This window comes from Tessaracoccus sp. MC1756 (assembly GCF_014164735.1).
Taxonomy (GTDB): Bacteria; Actinomycetota; Actinomycetes; order Propionibacteriales; family Propionibacteriaceae; genus Arachnia.
The window spans coordinates 469,115-491,039 of record NZ_JACJFZ010000002.1; the positions used below are offsets into that span (position 1 = coordinate 469,115).

21 protein-coding genes and 1 tRNA gene are annotated in these 21,925 nt (G+C 67.5%); 11 read left to right on the plus strand and 11 right to left on the minus strand.

The features are described from left to right. Positions 1 to 47: 47 nt before the first annotated feature. From H5393_RS07590 to H5393_RS07615, 6 genes are all read right to left on the minus strand, one after another. Complete coding sequence (locus tag H5393_RS07590; protein ID WP_182766147.1) at positions 48 to 1,082, minus strand: LacI family DNA-binding transcriptional regulator; 1,035 nt, start codon at positions 1,080 to 1,082, stop codon at positions 48 to 50. Then, positions 1,079 to 2,446: a NosD domain-containing protein gene (locus tag H5393_RS07595; RefSeq protein ID WP_209455196.1), complete on the minus strand. Its 1,368-nt coding sequence runs from the start codon at positions 2,444 to 2,446 to the stop codon at positions 1,079 to 1,081. The genes H5393_RS07590 and H5393_RS07595 overlap by 4 nt, the downstream gene beginning before the upstream one ends. A 26-nt stretch (positions 2,447 to 2,472) precedes the next feature. Beyond that, entirely contained in the window at positions 2,473 to 3,309 is an 837-nt protein-coding gene (locus H5393_RS07600) for a carbohydrate ABC transporter permease (protein ID WP_182762275.1), read from the minus strand. Next, positions 3,306 to 4,169 carry a carbohydrate ABC transporter permease gene (locus H5393_RS07605; protein WP_182762276.1) on the minus strand — a complete coding sequence of 288 codons (864 nt, stop codon included), beginning with the start codon at positions 4,167 to 4,169 and terminating at the stop codon, positions 3,306 to 3,308. The genes H5393_RS07600 and H5393_RS07605 overlap by 4 nt, the downstream gene beginning before the upstream one ends. A 122-nt stretch (positions 4,170 to 4,291) precedes the next feature. Then, entirely contained in the window at positions 4,292 to 5,638 is a 1,347-nt protein-coding gene (locus H5393_RS07610; protein WP_220488259.1) for an extracellular solute-binding protein, read from the minus strand. Between the two features lie 224 nt (positions 5,639 to 5,862). Continuing rightward, positions 5,863 to 6,702 carry a formylglycine-generating enzyme family protein gene (locus H5393_RS07615; RefSeq protein ID WP_370585951.1) on the minus strand — a complete coding sequence of 280 codons (840 nt, stop codon included), beginning with the start codon at positions 6,700 to 6,702 and terminating at the stop codon, positions 5,863 to 5,865. A gap of 370 nt (positions 6,703 to 7,072) precedes the next feature. On the opposite strand from H5393_RS07615, the gene H5393_RS07620 reads away from it, so the two are divergent. Beyond that, entirely contained in the window at positions 7,073 to 7,534 is a 462-nt protein-coding gene (locus tag H5393_RS07620; protein ID WP_182766150.1) for an OsmC family protein, read from the plus strand. Positions 7,535 to 7,663: 129 nt separating this feature from the next. Here the strand turns inward: H5393_RS07620 and H5393_RS07625 are convergent. Both H5393_RS07625 and H5393_RS07630 read right to left on the minus strand, forming a co-directional pair. Then, a tRNA-Ala gene (locus H5393_RS07625) sits at positions 7,664 to 7,739 on the minus strand. Between the two features lie 79 nt (positions 7,740 to 7,818). Then, entirely contained in the window at positions 7,819 to 8,595 is a 777-nt protein-coding gene (locus H5393_RS07630) for a hypothetical protein (RefSeq protein ID WP_182766151.1), read from the minus strand. A 185-nt stretch (positions 8,596 to 8,780) separates the two neighbouring features. On the opposite strand from H5393_RS07630, the gene H5393_RS07635 reads away from it, so the two are divergent. Genes H5393_RS07635 through H5393_RS07660 form a run of 6 tightly spaced genes read left to right on the plus strand, consistent with a single transcriptional unit; the run spans position 8,781 to position 16,515 of the window. After that, positions 8,781 to 9,380 carry a PadR family transcriptional regulator gene (locus tag H5393_RS07635; protein WP_182766152.1) on the plus strand — a complete coding sequence of 200 codons (600 nt, stop codon included), beginning with the start codon at positions 8,781 to 8,783 and terminating at the stop codon, positions 9,378 to 9,380. After that, positions 9,377 to 10,207 (plus strand): ABC transporter permease, encoded by an 831-nt coding sequence (locus tag H5393_RS07640; protein WP_220488260.1) that lies wholly within the window; start codon positions 9,377 to 9,379, stop codon positions 10,205 to 10,207. The genes H5393_RS07635 and H5393_RS07640 overlap by 4 nt, the downstream gene beginning before the upstream one ends. Then, positions 10,207 to 10,965, plus strand: a complete 759-nt coding sequence (locus tag H5393_RS07645) for an ABC transporter ATP-binding protein (protein WP_076060106.1) — start codon at positions 10,207 to 10,209, stop codon at positions 10,963 to 10,965. Before H5393_RS07640 ends, H5393_RS07645 begins: the two co-directional genes overlap by 1 nt. A 23-nt stretch (positions 10,966 to 10,988) precedes the next feature. Continuing rightward, entirely contained in the window at positions 10,989 to 12,056 is a 1,068-nt protein-coding gene (locus H5393_RS07650; RefSeq protein ID WP_255436359.1) for an aliphatic sulfonate ABC transporter substrate-binding protein, read from the plus strand. Then, positions 12,053 to 13,495, plus strand: a complete 1,443-nt coding sequence (locus tag H5393_RS07655; protein ID WP_182766153.1) for a sulfatase — start codon at positions 12,053 to 12,055, stop codon at positions 13,493 to 13,495. Before H5393_RS07650 ends, H5393_RS07655 begins: the two co-directional genes overlap by 4 nt. Positions 13,496 to 13,530: 35 nt before the next feature. Next, complete coding sequence (locus tag H5393_RS07660) at positions 13,531 to 16,515, plus strand: family 20 glycosylhydrolase (protein ID WP_182766154.1); 2,985 nt, start codon at positions 13,531 to 13,533, stop codon at positions 16,513 to 16,515. 120 nt (positions 16,516 to 16,635) lie between these two features. On the opposite strand, the gene glp is transcribed toward H5393_RS07660, so the two are convergent. Beyond that, positions 16,636 to 17,931, minus strand: a complete 1,296-nt coding sequence (glp, locus tag H5393_RS07665) for a gephyrin-like molybdotransferase Glp (protein ID WP_182766155.1) — start codon at positions 17,929 to 17,931, stop codon at positions 16,636 to 16,638. A gap of 18 nt (positions 17,932 to 17,949) precedes the next feature. Between glp and H5393_RS07670 the strand changes: the two genes are divergently transcribed. The 4 genes from H5393_RS07670 to mscL all read left to right on the plus strand — a co-directional run bounded on the left by H5393_RS07670 (position 17,950) and on the right by mscL (position 20,004). After that, positions 17,950 to 18,525: a 5-formyltetrahydrofolate cyclo-ligase gene (locus tag H5393_RS07670; protein ID WP_182766156.1), complete on the plus strand. Its 576-nt coding sequence runs from the start codon at positions 17,950 to 17,952 to the stop codon at positions 18,523 to 18,525. A gap of 38 nt (positions 18,526 to 18,563) precedes the next feature. Beyond that, entirely contained in the window at positions 18,564 to 18,824 is a 261-nt protein-coding gene (locus tag H5393_RS07675) for an FmdB family zinc ribbon protein (RefSeq protein ID WP_182766157.1), read from the plus strand. Between the two features lie 59 nt (positions 18,825 to 18,883). Then, entirely contained in the window at positions 18,884 to 19,513 is a 630-nt protein-coding gene (locus H5393_RS07680; RefSeq protein ID WP_182766158.1) for an SAF domain-containing protein, read from the plus strand. A 125-nt stretch (positions 19,514 to 19,638) separates the two neighbouring features. Further along, entirely contained in the window at positions 19,639 to 20,004 is a 366-nt protein-coding gene (mscL, locus tag H5393_RS07685) for a large conductance mechanosensitive channel protein MscL (RefSeq protein ID WP_182766159.1), read from the plus strand. Between the two features lie 61 nt (positions 20,005 to 20,065). Here the strand turns inward: mscL and H5393_RS07690 are convergent, their stop codons facing one another. Both H5393_RS07690 and H5393_RS07695 read right to left on the minus strand, forming a co-directional pair. Next, the gene (locus tag H5393_RS07690; protein ID WP_182766160.1) at positions 20,066 to 20,407 is read right to left on the minus strand and encodes a hypothetical protein; all 342 of its coding nucleotides are present in this window, start codon (positions 20,405 to 20,407) and stop codon (positions 20,066 to 20,068) included. After that, the gene (locus H5393_RS07695; RefSeq protein WP_182766161.1) at positions 20,397 to 21,776 is read right to left on the minus strand and encodes a UTP--glucose-1-phosphate uridylyltransferase; all 1,380 of its coding nucleotides are present in this window, start codon (positions 21,774 to 21,776) and stop codon (positions 20,397 to 20,399) included. The genes H5393_RS07690 and H5393_RS07695 overlap by 11 nt, the downstream gene beginning before the upstream one ends. Between the last annotated feature and the right edge of the window lie 149 nt (positions 21,777 to 21,925).

The following is a 21,925-nucleotide window of genomic DNA, read 5'->3' on the forward strand; positions in this document are numbered from 1 at the left end:
AGGAGGTCCGGCCGCGAGTCTGCGGGTACGGCCGGGCCTCCTCGCGGTCAATGGGTCTGGCCGTTGGGCCGTGCGACCGAGGCGCGGTGGATCACTGGTCCACGCAGCAACGCGCTCGAGGTGCCGCCGGTCACACCGTCGACCAGGTTGAACAGTTGTTCCGCCGCCCACACGCCCATGTCATAGTGCGGCAACTCGATGGTGGTCAGGCCGGGGTAGATCCCGTCAGCGACGTACTCCTGATTGTCGAAACCGACGATGGAAACGTCGCCAGGGATGGTGAGCCGCAGCTCGGCGGCCGCGCGGTAGGCGCCCATGGCGAGCCGGTCGTTGAAGCAGAAGATCCCCGTCGGGCGATCGTCACCGGAGAGCAGTTCCATGGCTGCGGCGTAACCACCGGCAGGGTCGGTCTCCGCCGTGACGACGGTGAGCTGGTCGTCGGAGATCCCTTCCTCGGCCATCCGGGCCCGGAAGCCGGCGAGCCGGCCGGAGGACGCGGGGATGTCGTCGATGTTGTTGATGAAGCCCAGCCGACGGTGTCCGGCCTCAATGAGGATGCCCGCCCCATCGCGCCCACCGGACACCTCATCGGGAGCCACCCAGGGCACGCCGGGCGTGGTGCATTCGGCGTTCAGGAGAACGGTCGGCACGGCAGCCAGTTGCGGTGGCAGCTCCAACTCGCGGTGGAACATCGACGCATAGAGGATGCCGTCCACCTGGCGGCGCAGAAGCTCCTCGATCTCGCGGTCCTCGACGTCGCGCTGGTAGCCGGTGGAGACTACGAACAGCACCGCGTCGCGCGACAGCGCCACCTCCTGGGCGCCGAGCACGAGCTTCCCCGCGAACGGGGTGGTGACGATCTCGTCGCCGATCAGACCGATCGTGTTGGACCGTTGGGTACGCAACGACTGGGCCAGCCCGTTCGGGACGTACCCCAGCCTGGCTGAGACCTCCAGGATCCGCTGGCGGGTCACCGGGTTCACCCGCAGGCCCGGCACGTCGTTCAGGACGTGGGAGACCGTCGTGATCGACACCCCGGCCTCAGCTGCGACCTGCTTGATGGTGACTCTCTTCTGCCTCAACGTGAAGACCTTTCATCGGGCGTGACCGGCGAGGGCGACGGCGCGAGGGTCGGCGTCGGCCGGAAGGCGTTGGCTGTGAGGTCGATAAGCACCTCGGAGTCCGAGCCGGAATCGAGGACCGTGTTGCGCGAGGAGTCGCCGTCGACCCGCACCGTCGTCACCTTGAGCCTAGAGGTGGCGCCGGTGCCGAGCAGCGCCCCGACCTGCGCTTCGAAGCAGGAGTCGCTGGAGGTGGCATCCACGTTCCGGGCGATGCAGTGGTTGGTGGCGACGAAGTTGTCGCTGCCAGTTGCCAGCCGGATGATGACGGGGGCCGCACCGCTCGGGCGCACCTGCCGGGCATCGACCACCTCGGAGAAGTGGTTGCCCGTGACCGTGTTGCCGGATCCCTCGATGCGCACCAACCCGTAGGTATCTTCCAGGCCGTTGTCCACGTCCAGGAACGGGGTCCACGGTTCGTGGTCGCGGAGAAGGTGGTTTGCGGCCACGAGGTTCTCCGAGCTGTCGCCGAGCAGGCGGACCATCCCGGGGTAGAAGGAGTGCAGCCGGTTGCCCGTCAGGCTGGAACGCGTGACGCCCTGGAAGTGGACGCTGCTCGCTCCCCGGGGGAACACATTGTTGGTGGCAACCAGGAGCCCACCGTGGTTCTCGGCGTAGATCGAATGGCCCTGGGGTCCGGCGCCGACGAGGTTGTCGGTGATCTTCGACGCCTGTCCCCAGCCGCACAACTCGATGCCGTTGCCGCACTCGGCGACGAAGTTGTCGTGCACGCTGAGGGCGTCCGCCCTGCAGATCGTCAGGCCGTGCTCGAGATAGACCAGACCCATACCGGTGACGCGGAACGAGTCGTTGGCGTCCTCCACGTAGATGCCCGTCTTTCCGTTCACATAAGAGTTCTCCTGCTGACCGTCGGGCCCCTCCCCCGTGAAATGCAAACCGTCGATGCAGAACCCCACGAACTCGACGGAGCTGATCCTGGGGCTGCCGCTCCGCGCGACATAGAACGCCGCGCCCCGCGATTGCTCCGCACCGGGTTCGACGTCGATGTCGTTGATGACACGACTGCCACCGGGCCACAGTTCGTGGAGGTTCGGCCACTCCGCGGAGGGCACGTTGAACCGGATGCTCGACGAGGAGAAGCCGTGCCCGGAGCCCTCGACGCGGAGGAAGCTGACGTCGATGACGACCTGGGTGCGCAGCCGGTAGTCGCCCGGCGGGATGTAGATGACGGCTCCGGGCTTTCCACCGAAGTCGGCGGCTCCTGACTGTCGGGCCTTGACGTCGGCGAGGATGCTGTTGATCACCTCGCCGATGTCTTCGCGCGGGTCGCCATGGTGCCAGGCCGTGACGTCGTATCTGTTCATGTTGCTGCTCTCCATTCAGATCCGGGTCAGCCCTTGACGGCACCGAGCGTGAGGCCGGCGACGATGTGGCGCTGGAGGAAGAGGGTCAGGATGATCACGGGTACGGAGTAGACCGCCGCGAGAGCGGTCATCCCGCCCCAGTCGAGCCCGAATTGGCTCTGGAAGTTCGCGATGACCACCGGAGTGGTCTGGGCGCGGACCGACGTCAGGAGGAGCGAGAAGAGGAACTCGTTCCACGAGGCGAGGAAGGCGAAGATCGCAGTGACCGCGAGGCCGCCGGAGACCACCGGCAGCACCACGCTGATCATGGCCTGGAGCCTGTTGCACCCGTCCATCTGCGCGGCCTCGCTCAGGTCGTCGGGCACCGCCTCGAAGAAGCTCGCCATCAGCCAGATCGACAGTGGCAACGAGATGGTGGTGTGGGCGAGCGCGAGGCCGAACGACGTGTCGGTCAGCCCGATGGTGCGCATCACCTGGACGAGCGGGGCGCCGACTGCGATCGTCGGCACCATGCGGGTGACCAGCGCGGCGAGGATGAAGACGCGCCCGGAGGGGGTACGGAAGCGGGTGATGGCGTACGCCGCCGGGACCGCGAGCACCAGGCTCAGTGCGGTGGAGACGAGCGCGGTGACGACGCTGTTGGTGAGGGCCGCCGCCACCCCCTGCCTGGTGAGGGCAGAGACGTAGTTCTCGAGCGTCCACATCGACGGCATCACCCTCGGGGGGACGGCGATGGCCTCGAGCGGCCTCTTGAACGACGTGAGCAGCAGGTACAAGAACGGGAAGCCGTACAGCACCAGCGTCAGGGCGAGACCCGCCCAGAGGAGGATCCGGCTGCGGCCTCGGGTTTCGAGCGGATTCATCGGGCACCTGCTCCCGGTCGCCAGATGAGGAGGACCGCCACGATGGACACGGCGAGCATGCCCAGCAGGTAGACAGTGCCCATGGCGCTCGCCAGCCCAGGGTCGCCGAACCTGGTCATGGTGCGGTAGATGAGCAGGCTCAAGGTGGTGGTGCTCCCCTGTGGGCCGCCGTCGGTCTGGATGAGGATCACGTCGAACGCGCGGGCGGCGTCGATGCCACGCACGATCAGCGCCACCGCGATCACCGGCCGCAGCAGCGGGATGATGATGCTGAACAGCAGACGCAGGTAGCGGGCACCGTCCAGGCGGGCAGCTTCAATGACCTCGCCAGAGATGTTCTGCAGCCCGGCGAAGAGCACGAGCGTGATGAACGATGTCGTCAGCCAGATGTCGGGGATGGCGACGGAGAACAGCGCGAGGTTCGGGTTGCTCAGCCACTGCACCTGGTCGGGCGTCGACAGGATGCCGGCCTGAAACAGGAGTTCGTTGATGATGCCGAAGTTGTCGATGAGCAGGAAGCGCCAGAGGAGGCCGGCGACCACAGGGGCGATCATCAATGGGTACATGAAGAAGGTGCGGAACACCGTGGAGCGGCTCCCCAGGGCGGAGAACAGCAGTGCGACGGCGAGGCCGAAGACGAACTCCAGCGTCACGACGAACAGGGTGTAGAGCACGGTCCGGACGGACGCCGCGATGAAGGCGTCGGAGGCGAACGCGGCGACGTAGTTGTCGAAGCCGACAAAAGTTCGGGCCGCACCGGCGAACGGCGAGATCTCGAAGAAGCTGTCATAGACGAAACGGACGAGCGGCCAGAGGACGAAAGCGGCGAGGAAGGCCGCCGCGGGGAGCATGAGCAACATGGCGAACCTACGGTCGCCCCGTTCGCGCCGCCCGATTCTGGGGCGCATTCCGGGCGACGCCGGGGCGGCTGTGGCCACCCCGGCGACGCTCTGGGGGGTTGTGGAGTGCACGGGACCGGCCTCTACTTGATGATGGATTCGATCTGCGACTTGGCGTCCGAGAGCAGCTGAGCTGTGTCGGCGCCGGGTTCAACGGCCTTCTGGAGCGTGGGGATGAGGACGGAGTCCACGATCTCCTGCCAGTTCTCCGTCTTCGGGCGAGGGAGCGTCTGCGGCGCCTCGAGCGTGGTCACCAGAGCGGGATAGTTCTCGAATCCCTCTTCGCCGGCCTTGCTCTCGAACGCAGCCTTGCTGGCCACCAGCCCGAGCGACGTGTCGGCGGCGAGTTCGTTGTGCTCGAAGGTGAAGGCGATGAAGTCCTTGGCCGCGTCCTGGTTCTTCCCGCTGGCCGGGACCGACAGGTACCACGCGCCGGGGACACCAGCCACCCCGCCCGGGCCGCCGATCATGGGGGCGACACCGATGGAGTCCTTGATGGGCGAGTCGTCGGGCGTCTGCCGGTAGGCGTGGCCCCAGAACCGCATCATGGCGAGGTTGCCCTGGTAGAAGAGGTTCTGCGCGCCGGCCCAGTCGAGCTGCGCCGCACCCGATGGGGCGAACGGCAGCAGACTGACGTAGAAGTCCAGCGCCTCCTTGTGGGTGGCGTTGTCGATGGTGATCTCGCCGGATTCGGGATCGAGGACCATGTGCTCTTCCCCGGCCTGCGAAACGGTCGCCAGCCATTCGGTCTCGACTGCGCCCTTCACGTCCGTACCGTAGAGGTCGACGGCGCCGTCGCCGTCGGTGTCACGCGTGAAGAACTCCGCCACATCGCGGTACTCCTCCCATGTGGTGGGTGCCGCGAGCTCGTAGCCGTACTTCTCTTCGAACTGCGCCTTGTTGTCGGCGTCCTCGAAGAGGTCGGTGCGGTAGAAGAGCACCTCGGAGTTGGTCCACACCGGCATGCCGACGAAGTGGTCGCCCACCTTGGCTTCGCTGACGAGTCCGTCGAACAGGTCGCCCTGGACCTCGTCGGTGAAGAGGTCGTCCAGCGGGGCGAGGCCTGGCCCGAATGAGGTGAGCCAGATCGCGTCGAGCGCGGCGACGTCGAACGAGGTGGCACCGGACTGCAACTCCGAGGAGATGCGGTCGTAGAGACCTGCGTAAGGCAGTTCGACGAGCGTGACCTCGGTGCCCGTTTCAGAGGTGTACAGATCTGCGATGGGCTCCAGCTCCGCCTTGCCGCCGCCTTCGACGACGACGGTGAGCGTGGTGCCCTCGGCACCCTCGGCGCCGTCAGCGCCGTCGCTGGGGGCGGGGGTTCCGCCGGCACCGCATCCGCTGAGGACCAGTGCTGTGGCAGTGACTGCTGCAACTGCGACTCCGACGCGCTTGGTACGCCTCGTCGCTCGGGGGTGAAGCGTCTTCACTTCGACTCCATTTCGGTTGTGGTGGGGGTGCAGACCCTTGTGCCAAGACGTTTTGCCAAAACGTCTTGGCATGACAGTAGATGGCGTCCCAACCCACGTCAAGCCCTTTCGAGAAAGTCAGATATAACGATTTGGCAGCGGTCTGGAAGATGCACCTGTCGCAGGGCTGAGACCCGCGAGGGGGCCGCGTCGATCACCGCGCCTGCTTCCGCCCCGCTGAAGGTTCAGTGACTGGTCGCTACCGTCCGGAAGCCCGCGTTGCCCATGGACGAGTCCGGGGTGTTCTGGGAGCGTGCCGAGTTACGGTACCTGTTGCAGTAGCTGTCGTGGCAGAGGTAACTACCACCGCGCATGACGCGCTGCGTGCCCTGCGATGGCCCATGCGGGTCGCGACGACGGTCGTGTTGGTAGGTCTCCGGATGAAACCAGTCCGCGCACCACTCCCACACGTTGCCGATCATCTGGTGGAGCCCGAACCCGTTGGGTTCGAAGTGCCCTGCCGGTGCGGTGGTGAGGAAGCCGTCCTCGCACGTGTTGTCGACGGGGAACGCACCCTGGAAGATGTTGGCCCGCCACCCCCTGTCGTCGACCGCGGCATCACCCCAGGGGTACTTCCGGCGGGCAAGACCTCCGCGTGCGGCGTACTCCCACTCGGCCTCCGTCGGGAGCCGTCGGCCGGCCCAGGTGCAGTACGCCATGGCGTCGTGCCAGCTGACATGCACGACCGGGTGGTCGAGAAGGTCCGCGATGTCCGTCAGGGCACCGCCGGGGTGGCGCCAGCCGGCGCCGCGGACCCCCCGCCACCACGGCAGGCCGGCCGGTGAACCCATCAGGTCTGCCTCCGGGGCCTGGACCGCGAGGTGGAAGACAGCGGAGGAGCCGAAACGCTCGGCATCCGTGACGTACCCGGTGTCGGCCACGAAGGCGGCGAACGCCTCGTTGGTCACCGTCGTCACGTCCATGCTGAAGCCCTGAACCTCGACATCGCGGAGGGGCACCTCACCGTCGTGCGGGTTGCGGTCCCCCGACGAGTCGCCCATCGTGAAGGACCCGGCCGGAATCACGGCCTGGTCAAAGGGGTGATGTCCGGTCCGCCGCACGCTGGGCCGAGGGACAGCCTCTACCGCCTCGCCGCGCGCAGGGGAACAGCCGCACCGCCCGCTCATGGTCTTCCAGCCGTTGCGGGAACCGCATGAGGGGGCGGGAGTTCGCGCTGGCGTGCCAACCTTTCGGTTGCCATTGCTACCTCCATCATCCGGCGGCTTCGGGGGAATGGGTCTGTCCGGTGAAATTGCTATGTCGCGACCGCCCCGTCCAGGACAGACCTTACTTGCCATGCGTCAGCCAAAGACGGACCTGTCCGATCCCTCAGGCCAGTAGGCGACCCTGGGAAGGTATATCCGGGACTGCCTCGTCCCGTGGCAGACTGACGCCATGGCCAACGATCCCGAGCGCCCCGAAGCCGATGCCGACGGGACACCACCTCGAAGGCTGACCGCAGAGAGGGTGGAGCGGGCCGTGTACGTGGCTCGCAACGACCGCGGCGCCGAGGTGCGCATCGGCGGACCGGACGCAGAGGCGGCCTTCACTCCCGGCGAGTTGCTGCAGATCGCGGCCGCCTCCTGCGCCGCGCTGTCCGCCGACCACGTCCTCTCCAGCAAGCTGGGGCTGGATTTCGACGCGACGTTCTCCGTCGAAGGTGACGGGGTGCGAGGCGAGAACCGCTACTCCGCGATCCGCAGCACAGTTGTGGTGGACATGTCGGAGATCGACACCGAGAAGCAGACGGCGCTGGTGGAGCGTGCGGTGAAGGCAGTCGACCGACTGTGCTCCGTCGGCCGCACGATCAAGCAGAGCGCCACGGCGGAAGTCGAACTACTCGCCGACCAGGGTTGAGTCTCCAGAAATAGGAGGGAGATTTCTACCACATCGGCGCTACAGAGGGCGATGTGGCAGATATCTCCCTGCGAATTTCGAGCATCGTCCCGGAGAAGCAGAATGCCCCGCCGGAGCGGGGCATTTGTCTGGTGGAGCTAGGGGGATTCGAACCCCCGGCCTTCTCATTGCGAACGAGACGCGCTACCAACTGCGCCATAGCCCCAGAGCATCGACAACTTTAGCACCGCGTCGGGAATCGCTCCAAGTTGGGGTGCCCACGGGGCACTCGCCCGTGACCAGCGTCACTCGCCGACGGCGCGAGGGCGGAACTCGGCGATGCTCGCCGCGCCACCCGACGCCGTGATGGTGGCCTCGCCCTCTTCGACCGGGGCCGCGGGGTTGTCCGCCGTCGGCACCAGGGGCGAGGTGGCCGCAACGGGCGCGGACAGGTCGATGGTTCGCACGGTGCGCGGCAGCAGCGGCTGCGACACGTAGGTGGCCGGCGTCACGGGAATGGGATCCCACAACGCACCCATCGTGGTGGGCATGGTGAGCTCGATGGAGATCTCGGTGCTCTCCGATTCCGGCTGGCCGATGTCGATGGTGGTGGTGTCCTCGTGCTCGTCGAAGCCGCCGTTGACGGCCGCTGCCCGACGGTCGAGGCTGCGGTGCATCGCGACGACGGTGAGCCGGGCCACGCACAGGAACGCGACCAGCAGTCCCCCGGGCACGGCGAGCGTCCACCACGCGACGATGTTCGACGCGGCCAGCGCGGTGAGGATGACCAGTGCGCCGAGGAGCACGACGACGACGGTGAGGCGTCGTCGGGCGGCCTGGCGCGCGATGAGGCGGAGTTCGTTCAACTCGGCCCGCCTGGTGAAGGGGGTGGACACCGAGGCGAGGTTCTCGTCCTCGACGAAATCCTCCACGTCCCGGCGCAGGATGCGCATGGAGTCTGCGAATCGCTCAGTGGGGTCGCCCTCGAGCTCGAGGTCAGAGGGCCGCTGCGCGCTCACCCAGGGAAGAGCGAACGCGAGGCCGGCGCAGACGACAACAGCGATGATGATCCCGGCGAGCATGCCCATACGTTAACAACATCCGTGTAATTCGACCGCTCGGCCGCGGCGCGTCGCGATATTGATTCTAACGAGATTGCGCGGATCCAGCGTGCTCTATCCATCCGGAGATAGTCACTTCCGGGATGACCGTTGACAAGTTGCCCAGCGGTTGACCAAACTATGCCCGTAAGGTACTAGGAGGCGCAATGCAGCCCGACTATCCCCTCTTGGGGCTGCTGGCGAGGAAGCCGGCAAGCGGATACGACATCGGCAAATGGTTACGCAGCGACGGCAGATTTCTCGGGCGTCGGCCGTCCATGACACCCATCTATCGCGCCCTCGGCGAACTGTTGCGGCGGGGTTGGGTGACCTGCACCCTGGACCAGCGGGACGCGGCGCCCGACGCCAAGGTCTACCGGCTCACGCCCGCTGGCCGCCAGGCCCTCCTGGAGTGGGCAGCCAGCCCGTATGAGCCGGCCGAGCGGCCGATGGCCCCGGATTTCACCGTCCGGCTCCAGTTCGCCGGCCAGCTGGGCCCCACCTACGCCCTGGAGATCGTCCGCACCGAGCTGGCGTTCCGCCAGCAGCAGCGCGCGGAGGAGAGCACCGCGCTGGCCAGCGAGGACGCAGACCCAGTGCCCGAGATCGACTCCCAGTGGCTCCAGTTCATCGACGCGACCGCCAAAGACCGCGGGTGGCAGAGCACGTCCTGGTTCATCGGCTGGCTGGAGACGACGGAACGTCAGCTCGAGCGCATCGTCCGGGCCGAGAACCCCCACTCACATGTCGGAGCAGTCACCGCATGAGCACCGAAACACACGTCGGCATGGACCTGACGACGCCCCTCCCGACCACCCTTCCGCCGGAGCTCGAAGTCACGATCAAACGGACCCGCAACCCCTGGGCGTGGTTGAGCGTCGTCTCGGTGCTGGGCGGAGTCGGGCTCTGGTGGCTGCTCTCCTTCACCCAAGACACCCTCCCCTCCCCCAGCGAAGTCGCCATCAGGGCGTGGGAACTCATCGAGGACGGGACCCTCCTCGGTGACATCGCGGCCTCACTGCGCCGCGTCCTCCTCGGCTTCTTCCTCGGCTCCGGCCTGGCGATCCCCCTCGGTTTCGCGATGGGCTGGTACCGCCCAGTCCGCGCGATCGTCGAGCCGTGGACGCAGTTCTTCCGGACGATCCCCCCGTTGGCCATCATCCCGCTGGCCATCGTGTTCCTCGGCATCGGCGAAGTCCCGAAGGTCTTCGTCATCACTCTCGCCAGCTTCCTCGTGTCGATCATCGCCACCTTCCAAGGCGTGGTCAACGTCGACAAGACACTCATCAACGCCGGCCGCGTCCTCGGCGCCAAGGACTGGACGATCTTCCGCCGCATCGCCGTGCCCGCGTCGCTGCCGTTCATCATGGTCGGCCTGCGGCAGGGTCTGGGCTCCGCGTGGGCCACCCTCGTCGCCGCGGAACTCATCGCGGCCCAGGAGGGCGTCGGCTACCGCATGCAACACGCCCAGATCTACTACCAGATCTCCACCATCTTCGTCGGCCTCATCACCATCGGCGTCTTCGGACTCATCATGGATCGCATACTCCTCTGGCTCGACAATCGCCTTACAAGCTGGCAGGAGCGCCACTGATGTCCGACAAGATCGTCTTCGACCGCGTCACGCAGGTCTTCGAGCTGAGCGGCAAACCGTTCACCGCCGTCACGGAACTCAACCTCACCATCGCCGACAACGAGTTCGTCACGGTGGTGGGCCCCTCGGGGTGCGGCAAGTCCACCATCATGAACCAGGCGGCGGGCCTCCTCAAGCCCACTGGCGGCCAGGTCCGCGTGGACGGCAAGCCGGTGACCGGCCCCGGCCCGGAGCGCGGCGTGATCTTCCAGCAGTACGCCCTGTTCCCCTGGCTCACCGTGCGCAAGAACGTCGAGTTCGGGCTGGAACTCCAGAAGATCCCCAAGTCCAAGCGCCGCCAGATCGCGGACCGGCAGTTGGAACTCACCGGTCTCACCCAGTTCGCCGACGCCCTGCCGAAGAACCTGTCCGGCGGCATGAAGCAGCGTTGCGCCATCGCGCGCGCCTACGCTGCCAACCCCTCGATCCTGCTGATGGACGAACCGTTCGGGGCGCTCGACGCCCTCACACGGGTCCACATGCAGACCGCGCTCCTCGACACCTGGCAACAGGAGAAGCGCACCGTCATGTTCATCACGCACGACGTCGACGAGGCGGTGTTCCTCGCCAACCGCGTCATCGTGATGGCAGCCCGCCCCGGACGGATCCACCAGATCATCGACGTGGACCTCCCCTACCCCCGCAACGACGACCTGCGCACCTCGCCCGAGTTCACAGACCTGCGCAACCAGGTCTGGAACGCCGTTTACAAGCAATGACGCTCGACAAACCAAGGAGACCCATGATCACCAGACGACACATGCTGCTCGGCACCGCCGGCATCGCCGGCGCAGCTGTCCTTGCCGCCTGCGGCACTGACGACGCAGCCACCACCCCGGCGCCCGCGGACACCACCTCCGGCGCCGCCACCGACCCGACGTCCGCCCCGGCCAGCGAGACCTCCGCCGCCGAGGCCCCCGCCACCGTCGACGACATCAACGTCGGCTACATCGAGGATGGCAACGGCTGCATGCTGGTGGCCGTCGCCGAGACGCAGGACCTGTGGGAGAAGCACGGCCTCAAGGCCAACACCCTGGCCTTCACCAACGGACCGCTGCAGATCCAGGCGCTGGGCACCGGCGACCTCGACTTCGGCTACATCGGCTTCGGCGCCCTCTGGCTGCCGATGAGCGACCAGGCCAAGGTCGTCAGCATCAACTCCCGCGGCACCGCGGACCGCGTCATCGCCCAGCCCGGCATCACCTCGATGGCCGAGCTCAAGGGCAAGAAGGTGGGCGTCCCGGAGGGCACCTCCGGCGACATGCTGCTCAACCTCGCCCTCGAAGAGGCCGGCATGACCATCGACGACATCGAGCGCATCCCGATGGACCCGCCCACCACGATCTCCGCCTTCGCCTCGAAGCAGATCGACGCGGCCGGCATCTGGTACCCGCACGTCGAGACCATCAAGAACCAGGTGCCCGACCTGGTCGAGGTGGCCAAGTCCACCGACTTCGCGGACCTCGCCTTCCTGGCCGCCCAGGTGGCCGGCACCGACATCCAGGACCGCCCCGAGGTGCTGGCCAAGTTCCAGGCGGTCTGCAAGGAGGCCTTCACCTGGGCCGCCGCCAACCGCGAAGAGCTCAACGGCATCCTCGCCGACTTCATCAAGGCCCCGGCCGACGCCATCGCCAGCGAGCAGGAGTTCGTCGAGGTGTTCAGCGCCGACGACGTCATCGCCAAGAACGACGACGGCACCATCGAGGCGTGGCTCACCGGCCTCAACGAGGAGTTCGTCAAGGCCGAGAAGGCCCCCGAGGTGGTTCCCGTGGGCAACTACTGGCTGGCGGAGGACTACGCGCAGGCATGAGCCGCCCCAACATCATCTTCATCATGGCGGACGACCACGCTGCCCACGCCATCTCGGCGTACGGCAGCGTGGTCAACCGCACCCCCCACATCGACCGCCTGGCCGAGGAGGGGGCCCGGCTCGACGCCGTCTACTGCACCAACTCGATCTGCACCCCGTCGAGGGCCACGATCCTCACAGGCGCGTACAGCCACGTCAACGGGGCGTGCTCCATCTACTCAGAGTTCGACTACCGGGTGCCGACCTTCGCCCAGGTGCTGCAGGACCGCGGCTACCAGACCGCGCTGTTCGGTAAGTGGCATCTCGGGGAGACCGAGAAGGCCAACCCGCGCGGTTTCGACGAGTGGCTGATCTTCCCCGGGCAGGGCGACTACCACGACCCGCAGATGTACGGTCCCGACGGCGCGGCCCGGCTGGAAGGCTACGCCACCGACATCATCACCGAGCTCAGCTTGGACTACCTGGCACGCATCGACCGGGACCGGCCCTTCTGCCTCCTCATGCACCACAAGGCCCCGCACCGTCCGTGGGTGCCGCACGAGCGGCACAGCGACCTGTACCCGGTGGGCACCATCCCGGAACCGGAGACGATGTGGGACACCCATGAGGACCGGGCCGACGTCGTCAAGAACGTCCGCATGGCGCTCGACGACCTCACGGAGCGCGACGTCAAGGAACCCGTACCGGCCGAACTGCAGGGCGACGGCCACTGGCTGGAACGCAGCCGCTGGAAGTACCAGCGGTACATGAGCGACTACCTACAGACCGTCCAGGCCATCGACGACTCCGTCGGCTCGGTGCTCCAATGGCTCGACGACGAGGGTCTGGCAGACGACACCTTCGTCGTCTACACCTCCGACCAGGGGTTCTTCCTCGGAGACCACGGCTGGTTCGACAAGCGCCTCATGTTCGACGAGTCGCTGACGATGCCCATGCTGGTGCGCTGGCCGGCGGAGATCGCACCCCGCACGCGGGTAGAGGCGATGATCACCAACGTGGACTTCGCCGCCACCTTCCTCGACGTCTGCGGCGAGAGCCCCGACGCGCTGCCCGCCCAGCAGGGACGCAGCTTCAGGCCCCTGCTGCGGGGCGAGGAGGTCGAGGGCTGGCGGGGCTCGATGTACTACCGGTACTGGGAGCACGACGACCCGGAGCACCACGCGCCCGCCCACTACGGAGTGCGGACCGCCACCCACAAGTTCATCCACTACTACAACGACGGCCTGGGCACCCCCGGCTCGTCGGGTGTGGTGATGCCGTCCGAATACGAGCTCTACGACCTGGTGGCGGACCCCGCCGAACTCCACAACGTCGCAGACGACCCCGCCTATGCAGCAATTCGCTCGGAACTGGAGTCCGAGTTGGCCAGGCTGCAGGAGGAATTCGCTGACCAACCTTATGTTGGCCCCCAAACCCCCCGACTCCAGTGGAGCACCTGAAACGCTTCCCATCCCGCACGACTTTTGGAGAATCAATGAAACAACGAGCATGGCCCAAGCTGGCGACGCTACTCGCGTCGCTGGCTCTCCTGGGCGCACTCATCCCCCTGGGAGCCGCACACGCGGCTCCCATCAACCTCGGCCTCAATCAGCCGGTGACGTCCTCGGGCAGCGAACTGACATGGACGGCGGATCGTGCCTTCGACGGCGACACCGGCCCTGAAGGCACCAGCATCCCCCCAGAGGTGCACAACCGCCCGGACGCGTCGCGTTGGTCGGGGCTCACCGACACCCCGTGGATCGCCGTCGATCTCGGGGCGGAAGCCACCATCGACACCGTCAAGATCCGCTGGGGCAACACCTTCGCCACCAGCTACACGATTCAGGGCTCCGCCGATGGGGCTGCCTGGACCGACCTCGCCTCCAACCTCGTGGGCGTGCGCAGCGACTGGGTCACAACTGACCTCGACGTCTCGGGCTACCGCCACGTGAAGGTGCAGATCCACTCCAAGTCCGCCACGTGGCCCGTCGCCATTTGGGAGATCGAAGTCATGGGCACGCTGGACGGCGAGGTCGTCGAGCCGCTGAAGGTCAACGTGATCCCGAAGCCGGTCTCCGCCACTGAAGGCGAGTCCTCGTTCACCGTCGACGCCGGCACCACCGTCGTCGCTTCGGGCGAGGCCGCCACCGCCGTTGCGGACCTCTTCGCCGCCAGCCTGCGTCCGGCCACCGGTTTCGACCTGGACGTCGCCGCCAGCGGTACCGGAAACGCCATCTCCTTCGTCCTCGACGATTCCATGGCGGACCTTCCCGGGCGTACCGACGAGGGCTACGAGCTCTCCGTCGACGCGGACGGCGTCGTGATCACGGCACCCAAGCGCAGCGGGCTCTTCTACGGCGCCCAGACACTGCTCCAGCTCCTCGGCCCCTGGGCCCGTTCGGCCCAGCCGGTCGCGCAGGACTGGACCGTCCCGGCCGTCCAGATCGTTGACGGACCGCGCTACGAGTACCGCGGCTTCATGCTCGACGTCTCCCGCAGCTTCGTCCCCAAGGACGAGGTCAAGGAGATCATCGACGAGATGGCCGCGCACAAGCTCAACGTGCTCCACTGGCACCTCGCCGACGATCAGGGCTGGCGGATCGCGATCAGCAACGAGGGCCGAGTCCAGGGTGACGACATCGACTACACGCTGCTGACCTCCGTCTCCGGTGGCACCGCAGTGACGCAGTCGCAGTGGACCACGCTCCCGGGCCGCACCGGCTTCTACACCGCCGAGGATGTCGCCGAGTTGATCCGTTACGCCGACGAGCGCAACATCGCGGTGGTTCCCGAGGTCGATGGTCCCGCTCACTCCAACGCCATCCTGCACGCAATTCCGCAGCTGAACTCCGAGGGCAGCTTCCCGAAGCTGGCGCCGGGCGAGACGACGGCACCGCCGATCACCAACACCAGCGTCGGTGAGTCCAGCCTGGATGCGAACAACTCTGCGACCTACACCTTCATGCGCCACGTCTTCAAGCAGCTCATCGAGCAGAACCAGACCCTGGTCAACGGGAAGCGCTACTTCCACATCGGTGGAGACGAGTCGCACAACACCACCGCCGAGGCCTACCGGGTCTACATGGATCGCGTCAGCGACATCACCGTCGAACTGGACGCCATCCCCGTGGTGTGGAACGAAGCCGCGGACAAGGCGGCGGCGCAGCTGCCCGACGGCACCGTCGTCCAGCAGTGGACGTCGGCCGGCATCAGCGCCAACGTGCGCAACCTGGTCAACACGCGCGGCTTCAAGCTCGTGATGTCCCCGGCCCCCAACGCCTATCTCCCGCAGCGCCCGGGTGCCGAACTCCTCGGCCCCGCCTGGGCGTGTGGCACCGCGTGTGACATCAACCAGTTCTACAACTGGGACCCGACGGCACAGGCACAGGTTCCCGAGGCTTCGGTGCTTGGGCCCACGGCTCCCATCTGGGGCGAGCACATCCGCAGCCTGGGCTCCATGGAGTACCTGCTGTACCCGCGCCTGATGGCCACCGCTGAGGTGGGCTGGACGCCGCAGGCAGGCCGCAGCATCGTGGACTTCCGTGAGCGACTGACAACGCTGGGTACCTCCCTCACCGTCTCCGGCCGCAACTTCTACCCGGGCGACGGCACGTGGGAGTTGGACGTCCGCGGCCACGCACTGCCTGCGCTGCAGGTCGACGACGCCCTGGGTCTGGTCGGCTGGGCCTCGCTGCCCAAGGCGACGCCGGCCGGCATCACCGCCACCCTGCAGGTGGGCGACGACGTGCTGCCGCTGACGGTCACTGCCGAGCGTCCGTACCTCGACGGGGCCGGCGCCGACTTCGACCACCGTCAGGTGAACTCGATCTTCGAGCTGTCGTCCTCCGCCACGCTGCCGGCAGGTAACCACACCGGCACCCTCAGCGTGACTGCCGGTGGAGTGACGCAGACGGCCACGGTGCCGCTGACGGTCGAGGAGGAGCCGGTCGCGTCGCCGTCGCCTTCGCCGAGCCCGTCGAAGTCACCGAGCCCGTCGAAGTCGCCGTCTGCCAAGCCGACGACCACGCCGGCAGCGGGCAAGTACGTGCCCACGGTGCCCTACACCCTGCCGGGCAAGCATGAGTTCAACGGCCGTCAGTGGATGACCACCTGTGAGCCGTACTCGCAGACCGAGCGCTGCCGCACCGACATCTGGGCCACCGTGGTCAAGATGGAGAACGGCCAGTTCGTGCGCGAGTCGGGGTGGGCGTTCAACAACCTCACGTACCTGCCGTTCATGACGCGCGAGGCGTGGAACAACAACCCGCTCGGCTACGCCGGCGAGTTCACCTCCGCGGGCCGCCAGTGGCGCACCGAATGCGACACCGCCGCCACCGGCCGTGGAGCCTGCCGTTCCTACACGATGACGACGGTCTACGCCGCAACCCCCAAGGCTGCGGGCGGATACGCCTTCAGTCAGTCCAACCAGTGGGTGTTCAACAACATCGTGATGTTCGGAGGACCCGAGAAGCGAGGCTGACCGAAGGAGAACCCCCGGGCTCACACGCCTTCCGCGTGGAAGCCCGGGGGTTTCTTCATGCTCGCGGCCACTCTCGGCACCGCGCGCGCACGCCGCGCAGGCGGCGGATGGCAGCCAGGCTCAGTCCTCCTCGTCGAACAGCCACACCTTGACGGCCTGGCCGGCCTTCACCGACTCGAGCGACTCGTCGAGCAGGATCAGGGCGTTCGACTCCGTCAGCTCCCCCAGCGCGTGCGGCAGCGAGACCTGTTCGACGTAGCGGATGCTGCCGTCGAGCTGCACCCGGCCCCGCAGCAGGTGCATGGTGCCGTGCATCGACCGCAACATGGTGCGGGTGATCGCGCGGAAGGCCCGATGTTCGGTGCGCGCGCCCATCAGGCGGCGGATCAGCGGCCGCGCGAAGACGTGGAACGACACATAGGCGCTCACCGGGTTGCCCGGCAGCATCAGCATGGGCACCCGCTCGTCGTCCTCGCCGATCAGGCCGAACGTCTGGGTGCGGCCGGGGGACATGGCCACGTCGACGGAATCCACCATGCCGAGATCGTTCATGACGTCGACTACGGCCTCGTAGTCCTCGCGGCGCCCACCCGTCGTCGAGATGACGAGGTCTGCCCGGATGAGTTGGTCCGTGATGGCGTTGCGGAGCGCCTCGGGGTCGTTGGAGTGCACTGCCACGCGGAACACCGTGGCGCCCGCGGCGCGCGCCGCCGCGGAGATCATGTAGGAGTTGGCGTCCGTCGCGTCACCGTGCGACATGGTGGCGCCCGGGTCCACGAGATGCTCGCCAGAGCTGACGACCACGACGCGCGGCCGGGGCCGCACCATCACCTTGTCGATGCCGGCCCCCGCCAGGAGGCCCATGGCGCGGTCGTCGAGGACCTCGCCCTCGCTGAGGAGGCGGGTGCCGACGCTCAGATGTTCGCCGGCGGCGCGCACGTACTCACCCTCCGTGACCTTCTCGATCAGGTGCGCACGGTTGTCCTCCAGCGTGGCGAAGGTCGCGGGCAGCACAGCGTTGGCGCCGCGCGGCAGCACGTCACCGGCGGCCACCACAACAGCCGCGCCCTCGGGCAACCGCTCGACGGTGGCCTCGGCGATCTGCAGGGGCTCGGCCAGGTGTCCCTGGTCGTCGACGAGATCCGCCGCGCGCACCGCGTACCCGGCCACCTTGGCGGTGGAGTTGGGCGGCACGTTGATCATCGAGTCGATGTCCTCGCACATCACCTGGTCCCAGGCTTCCAGCAACGGGGTACCGAACGGCTCGAGCGGCTCCACGAGGCCGAGCAGATAGGCGGTGTGGTCTGCGACGCTGCGCAGCCCTGAGGCGTTCAGGGCAGGGGCCTCCGGGAGCCGCGGCTCTTCGGGGATCTCCTCGACGACGGGGTCCTCTTTCTTGCGTCCAAACCAGGCCATGGCCCTTACGATATGCCAATGCCCGAACAGCTCCGGAAGGACGCGCTGCGCCAGGACGTGTCGGCCGCCCGGAGGGCCGTCCCGGAGGCGGGCTGGCGCCGCGCGGACGCGGAGCTGGCCCGGCACGTGCTCGCCGCCGTCGACGAGTTGCCGGTGGGGACGGCGGCTGTCTACGTGTCGCGGCCCGGTGAACCTGGCACACGAGCGATCATCGACGGGCTGCTGGCGCTGGGCTGGAGCGTGCTGGTGCCGCGGCTCACCCACTCACCCGACTGGGCGGTCTTCCCCGGCTGGGACGCGCTGGTTCCCGGCTGGGGAGCCATCCCGCACCCGCCAGGCCCGGGGCTGGGCGCGGAGGCCATCGCTGAGGCTGACCTCGTGCTCCTCCCCTGCCTCGCCGTCGGGCGCGACGGATCGCGGCTCGGGACGGGCGGGGGCTGGTACGACCGGGCGCTGAGCCGACGACGCCCGAACGTCCTGCTGGTGGCGCTCGCGAGGTCCGAGGAGGTCGTCGACAGCGTGCCAGTGCTCCCCCACGACGTGTCCATGGATGGCTACGCCACTGAGCTCGGTTGGGTCATCGTTGACCGCTGAACTATCATGGCGGGCGGTTGTCTCTACGGAGGAAGTCAATGCCCACCTATCAGTACCGCTGCACCCACTGTGGCACCGACCTCGAGGTCGTGCAGAAGTTCACCGACGACGCGCTCTCCGTATGCCCCGAGTGCGAAGGCAGCCTGCGCAAGGTGTTCAGCGCCGTCGGCGTCGTGTTCAAGGGCTCCGGCTTCTACAAGACGGACAACCGCAGCTCCTCGAAGCCTGCAGCCAAGGCAGCGGAGCCCGCGAAGACCGAGGCCAAGCCGGCCGCCAAGGTCGAGGCCAAGTCCGCCTGACGCGCACTCAGACCTGTGGATAACGGTGGATCGATGGTCCAATCGGCCACAGTGGAGGCATGAAGCGCCTCCTCGATCTCATCGCCCAACGGGTGTCCTGGCACCGCCGCGCGGTGGGCGCAGTACTCGCCGCGGCGGCCGTCCTGATGTTGGGCAATTCCCTCGCGCCTGCGGAGGGGCCCACTGAGCCCGCCGTCGTGATCTCGGCGGACCTGCCGGCGGGCCACGTGCTGACGGCCTCGGACGTGAGCCTCGCCCATCTGCCATCGCATTCCGTGCCCGACGGCGCCCTCACTGAAGCCGACGCCCTGGTGGGTCGCAGCACCGCAGTCTCCCTGGGAGGGGGCACCGTCCTCCAGCCCGGCATGTTGGCCGCCAGCCGCAACACCGAGCCTGGTCGGGCCCTGGTCCCCATCGTCCTGCGCGACGACAACCTCCGCTCGCTGCTGAACCCCGGTGACCGGATCTCCCTGATCGCCACGGGCTATGACGAGGTGGAGATCCTCACCACCGACGCACGGGTGGCCGTGTTGGCCACCCCGCCCTCCGGTGGCTCACCGTTGGCCTCTGTCAGCGCCAATTCGGGCCCGATGATCCTCGTGGACGTGCCCACGTCCGAGGCCCCCATGGTGGCCGCGCTGGGGCAGGACGGCGGCCTGCGCATCGTGCTGGGTGGCGCGCCCGGGTGACGCCATCGCTGTTGTGGGTGCACCGGCACCTCGCTAGAGTCATCCCGGACCACGGTCCGACGACGCGACAGTCGCGCGTCGTGACAGACCCCGCTCCGGCGGTAATACAGAAAGTCTGAAGAGCTATGAAGGGCTTCAAAGAATTCCTGATGCGTGGCAACCTCATCGAGTTGGCCATCGCCTTTGTCATCGGCGCCGCGTTCGCCACCGTCGTCGAGTCGTTCACCGCGATGTTCATGGACGTGCTGGGCCTCCTGGGCGGCACGCCCGATTTCTCGAACTTCAAGCCGGGCGGCGTGTCCGTCGGCGCCTTCCTCACCGCTCTGCTGGCGTTCGTCATCATCGCCACGGTGGTCTACTTCGGCGTGGTGCTGCCCTACACGAAGGCCAAGGAGCGCTTCGACCGCTCGTCCGCAGAGGCGCCCACCCTCACCAAGTCCGAGGAACTGCTGGAGGAGATCCGCGACGCCATCCGCGCCCGCACCCTCTGATCTCGAGGAACACGAAGGGGCACCTCCCACGGGAGGCGCCCCTTTTCATGTCCCGCCAAGCTCACCAGTGCGGCGGACGGTCCTGGACGAGGCGTTGTTCGTCGCGGTTCAGGGGCCGCTCCGCAGGCCGGCTCGCGACCAGACCGGTGAGACCCAACTGCTGCCGGGCGGTGGCCAGCGCCGCGTCGAAGCGGGCGAAACCCACGTCGCGGCGCATGTCCAGCGGCACCGTGAACGGCCAGACGCGCTCCGCCGCCTGGGCCTCGTGGCGGAGTGCGAACAGCCGCTCAGGGGTGAAGCCCAGCGCGGCCAGTTCCTCGGCCAACGTTTCGACAGACCCGACGGGGATCTCCTCCCCCGTCAGCGCCAGGGCGAGGGCACACGCGAGCGGGTCAGCCGTCAAGCCGGGCCCCGTCCGCGACCGTGCGGCTGTCGCCGGGATCCGGCAGCGTGACGTCGCCCGTGACGACGACGCCGGCCCCGAAGGTGTAGTCGCCCTCCACCCGGAACGACCTCGCCTTGCGCAGCGACGGCGCCGACGGGATGCGTTCGGCGAACTTCTGCACCGTCTTGTAGTAGCGCGAGTCCAGGTTGATCTCCGGCGAGGCATCCGTGCAGGCGATGAGCTTGCCCTCGTCGGTCAGGTTGTAGACGTCCGAGCGGAGCAGCAGCAGTTCGTTGGTGGTCTTGACCGGGAGGAAGCGGTCGCGGCCGACGCAGATGGCGGTGGCGCCCTCGAATACCTCGATCGCGGCGCCCATGGCGGACTCCACCTGGATGACCGGCGTGGACGACGAATCCGTCGGGTCCACCGTCTTCTCGTTGCGGATGAGGGGCAGCCCGAGCACCGAGCCGCGCTCGACGAGGGTGTCCTTCAGGACCTGCAAGTCGAACCAGAGGTTGTTGGTGTGGAAGAACGGGTGACGGTGCTCGTCGGTGAAGAAGTCCATCTCCTCCGGCGCGGTCTGCGCGGTGTCGCGCAGGATCAGCTGCCCGTCGGCCTTGCGGACGGCGAGGTGGCCGCCCTTCTTGTCGTTGATGGTGCGGCGGCACAGCTCCGCGGCGTACGGGGCGCCTGACTTGGCGAACCAGCCGGCGATGGTGGCGTTCGGGGCCGCGCCCAGGTTGTCGCCGTTGGAGACGCAGGCGTAGCGGAAGCCGGCCTCGAGCAGCGCGTCGAGCACGCCGGAGCCCTCCAGCGCCGGGTACAGGTCGCCGTGGCCGGGCGGGCACCATTCGAGCGACGGGTCTGCGGGCCATGCCACCGGCGTGAGGTCGTCGGCGCGGAGCTTGGGCTCCTGGTTCTGCACGAAGCTCAGCGGCAGTTCCTCGACGGGGAGTTCGGGGTAGCGGCTCAGGTGCATGAGGGTGTCGTCGTCGGTGCGGAACGAGTTCATCAGGAGCAGAGGGAGGCGCGCGTCGTAGCGCTCGCGGGCGGCGAGCACCTGGCGGACGATGAGGTCCAGGAAGTTGAGCCCGTCGCGCACGGGGAGGAGGGTCTTGGCCTTGTCGAGGCCCATGGAGGTGCCGAGGCCACCGTTGAGCTTGATGATGACCGTCTTGCCGATGGCGTCGCGGGCCTCGGCGTCGGTGATGTCCACGTCCGTCAGCATCGGCGGGTCGAGCAGCGGCTCGATCGTGTCCTCTCGGATGACACCGGTCTCACCGGATTCGAGCAGATGGTAGAAGCGCGTGAACACCTCAATGGCCGGAGTGGGTACCCCGGCATCCATCATCTTCTGGCGTGCTGCCTGCAGGCCGGCTTCGGACACGACGATTCCCTTCCTAGGTAACGCATCGATCCTAACCGGCGACCTCGGATTGCTCACCTTCAGGTGCCCCCCGTGGGGCCAGATCGCGCAGTGGAACCGGTCACACCGACCTGCCAGACGCCTCACAGGATGTGCACAGAAAGCTCCGG

Bases quoted from the DNA above. Each gene is read 5' to 3' on its own strand.
- glp (WP_182766155.1), bottom strand. From the start codon at position 17,931: ATGGCCTGGTTTGGACGCAAGAAAGAGGACCCCGTCGTCGAGGAGATC.
- H5393_RS07605 (WP_182762276.1), bottom strand. From the start codon at position 4,169: ATGTTGCTCATGCTCCCCGCGGCGGCCTTCCTCGCCGCTTTCGTCCTC.
- H5393_RS07650 (WP_255436359.1), top strand. From the start codon at position 10,989: ATGATCACCAGACGACACATGCTGCTCGGCACCGCCGGCATCGCCGGC.
- mscL (WP_182766159.1), top strand. From the start codon at position 19,639: ATGAAGGGCTTCAAAGAATTCCTGATGCGTGGCAACCTCATCGAGTTG.
- H5393_RS07660 (WP_182766154.1), top strand. From the start codon at position 13,531: ATGAAACAACGAGCATGGCCCAAGCTGGCGACGCTACTCGCGTCGCTG.
- H5393_RS07640 (WP_220488260.1), top strand. From the start codon at position 9,377: ATGAGCACCGAAACACACGTCGGCATGGACCTGACGACGCCCCTCCCG.
- H5393_RS07600 (WP_182762275.1), bottom strand. From the start codon at position 3,309: ATGAATCCGCTCGAAACCCGAGGCCGCAGCCGGATCCTCCTCTGGGCG.
- H5393_RS07635 (WP_182766152.1), top strand. From the start codon at position 8,781: ATGCAGCCCGACTATCCCCTCTTGGGGCTGCTGGCGAGGAAGCCGGCA.
- H5393_RS07670 (WP_182766156.1), top strand. From the start codon at position 17,950: ATGCCCGAACAGCTCCGGAAGGACGCGCTGCGCCAGGACGTGTCGGCC.
- H5393_RS07675 (WP_182766157.1), top strand. From the start codon at position 18,564: ATGCCCACCTATCAGTACCGCTGCACCCACTGTGGCACCGACCTCGAG.
- H5393_RS07680 (WP_182766158.1), top strand. From the start codon at position 18,884: ATGAAGCGCCTCCTCGATCTCATCGCCCAACGGGTGTCCTGGCACCGC.
- H5393_RS07595 (WP_209455196.1), bottom strand. From the start codon at position 2,446: ATGAACAGATACGACGTCACGGCCTGGCACCATGGCGACCCGCGCGAA.
- H5393_RS07655 (WP_182766153.1), top strand. From the start codon at position 12,053: ATGAGCCGCCCCAACATCATCTTCATCATGGCGGACGACCACGCTGCC.
- H5393_RS07630 (WP_182766151.1), bottom strand. From the start codon at position 8,595: ATGCTCGCCGGGATCATCATCGCTGTTGTCGTCTGCGCCGGCCTCGCG.
- H5393_RS07620 (WP_182766150.1), top strand. From the start codon at position 7,073: ATGGCCAACGATCCCGAGCGCCCCGAAGCCGATGCCGACGGGACACCA.
- H5393_RS07645 (WP_076060106.1), top strand. From the start codon at position 10,207: ATGTCCGACAAGATCGTCTTCGACCGCGTCACGCAGGTCTTCGAGCTG.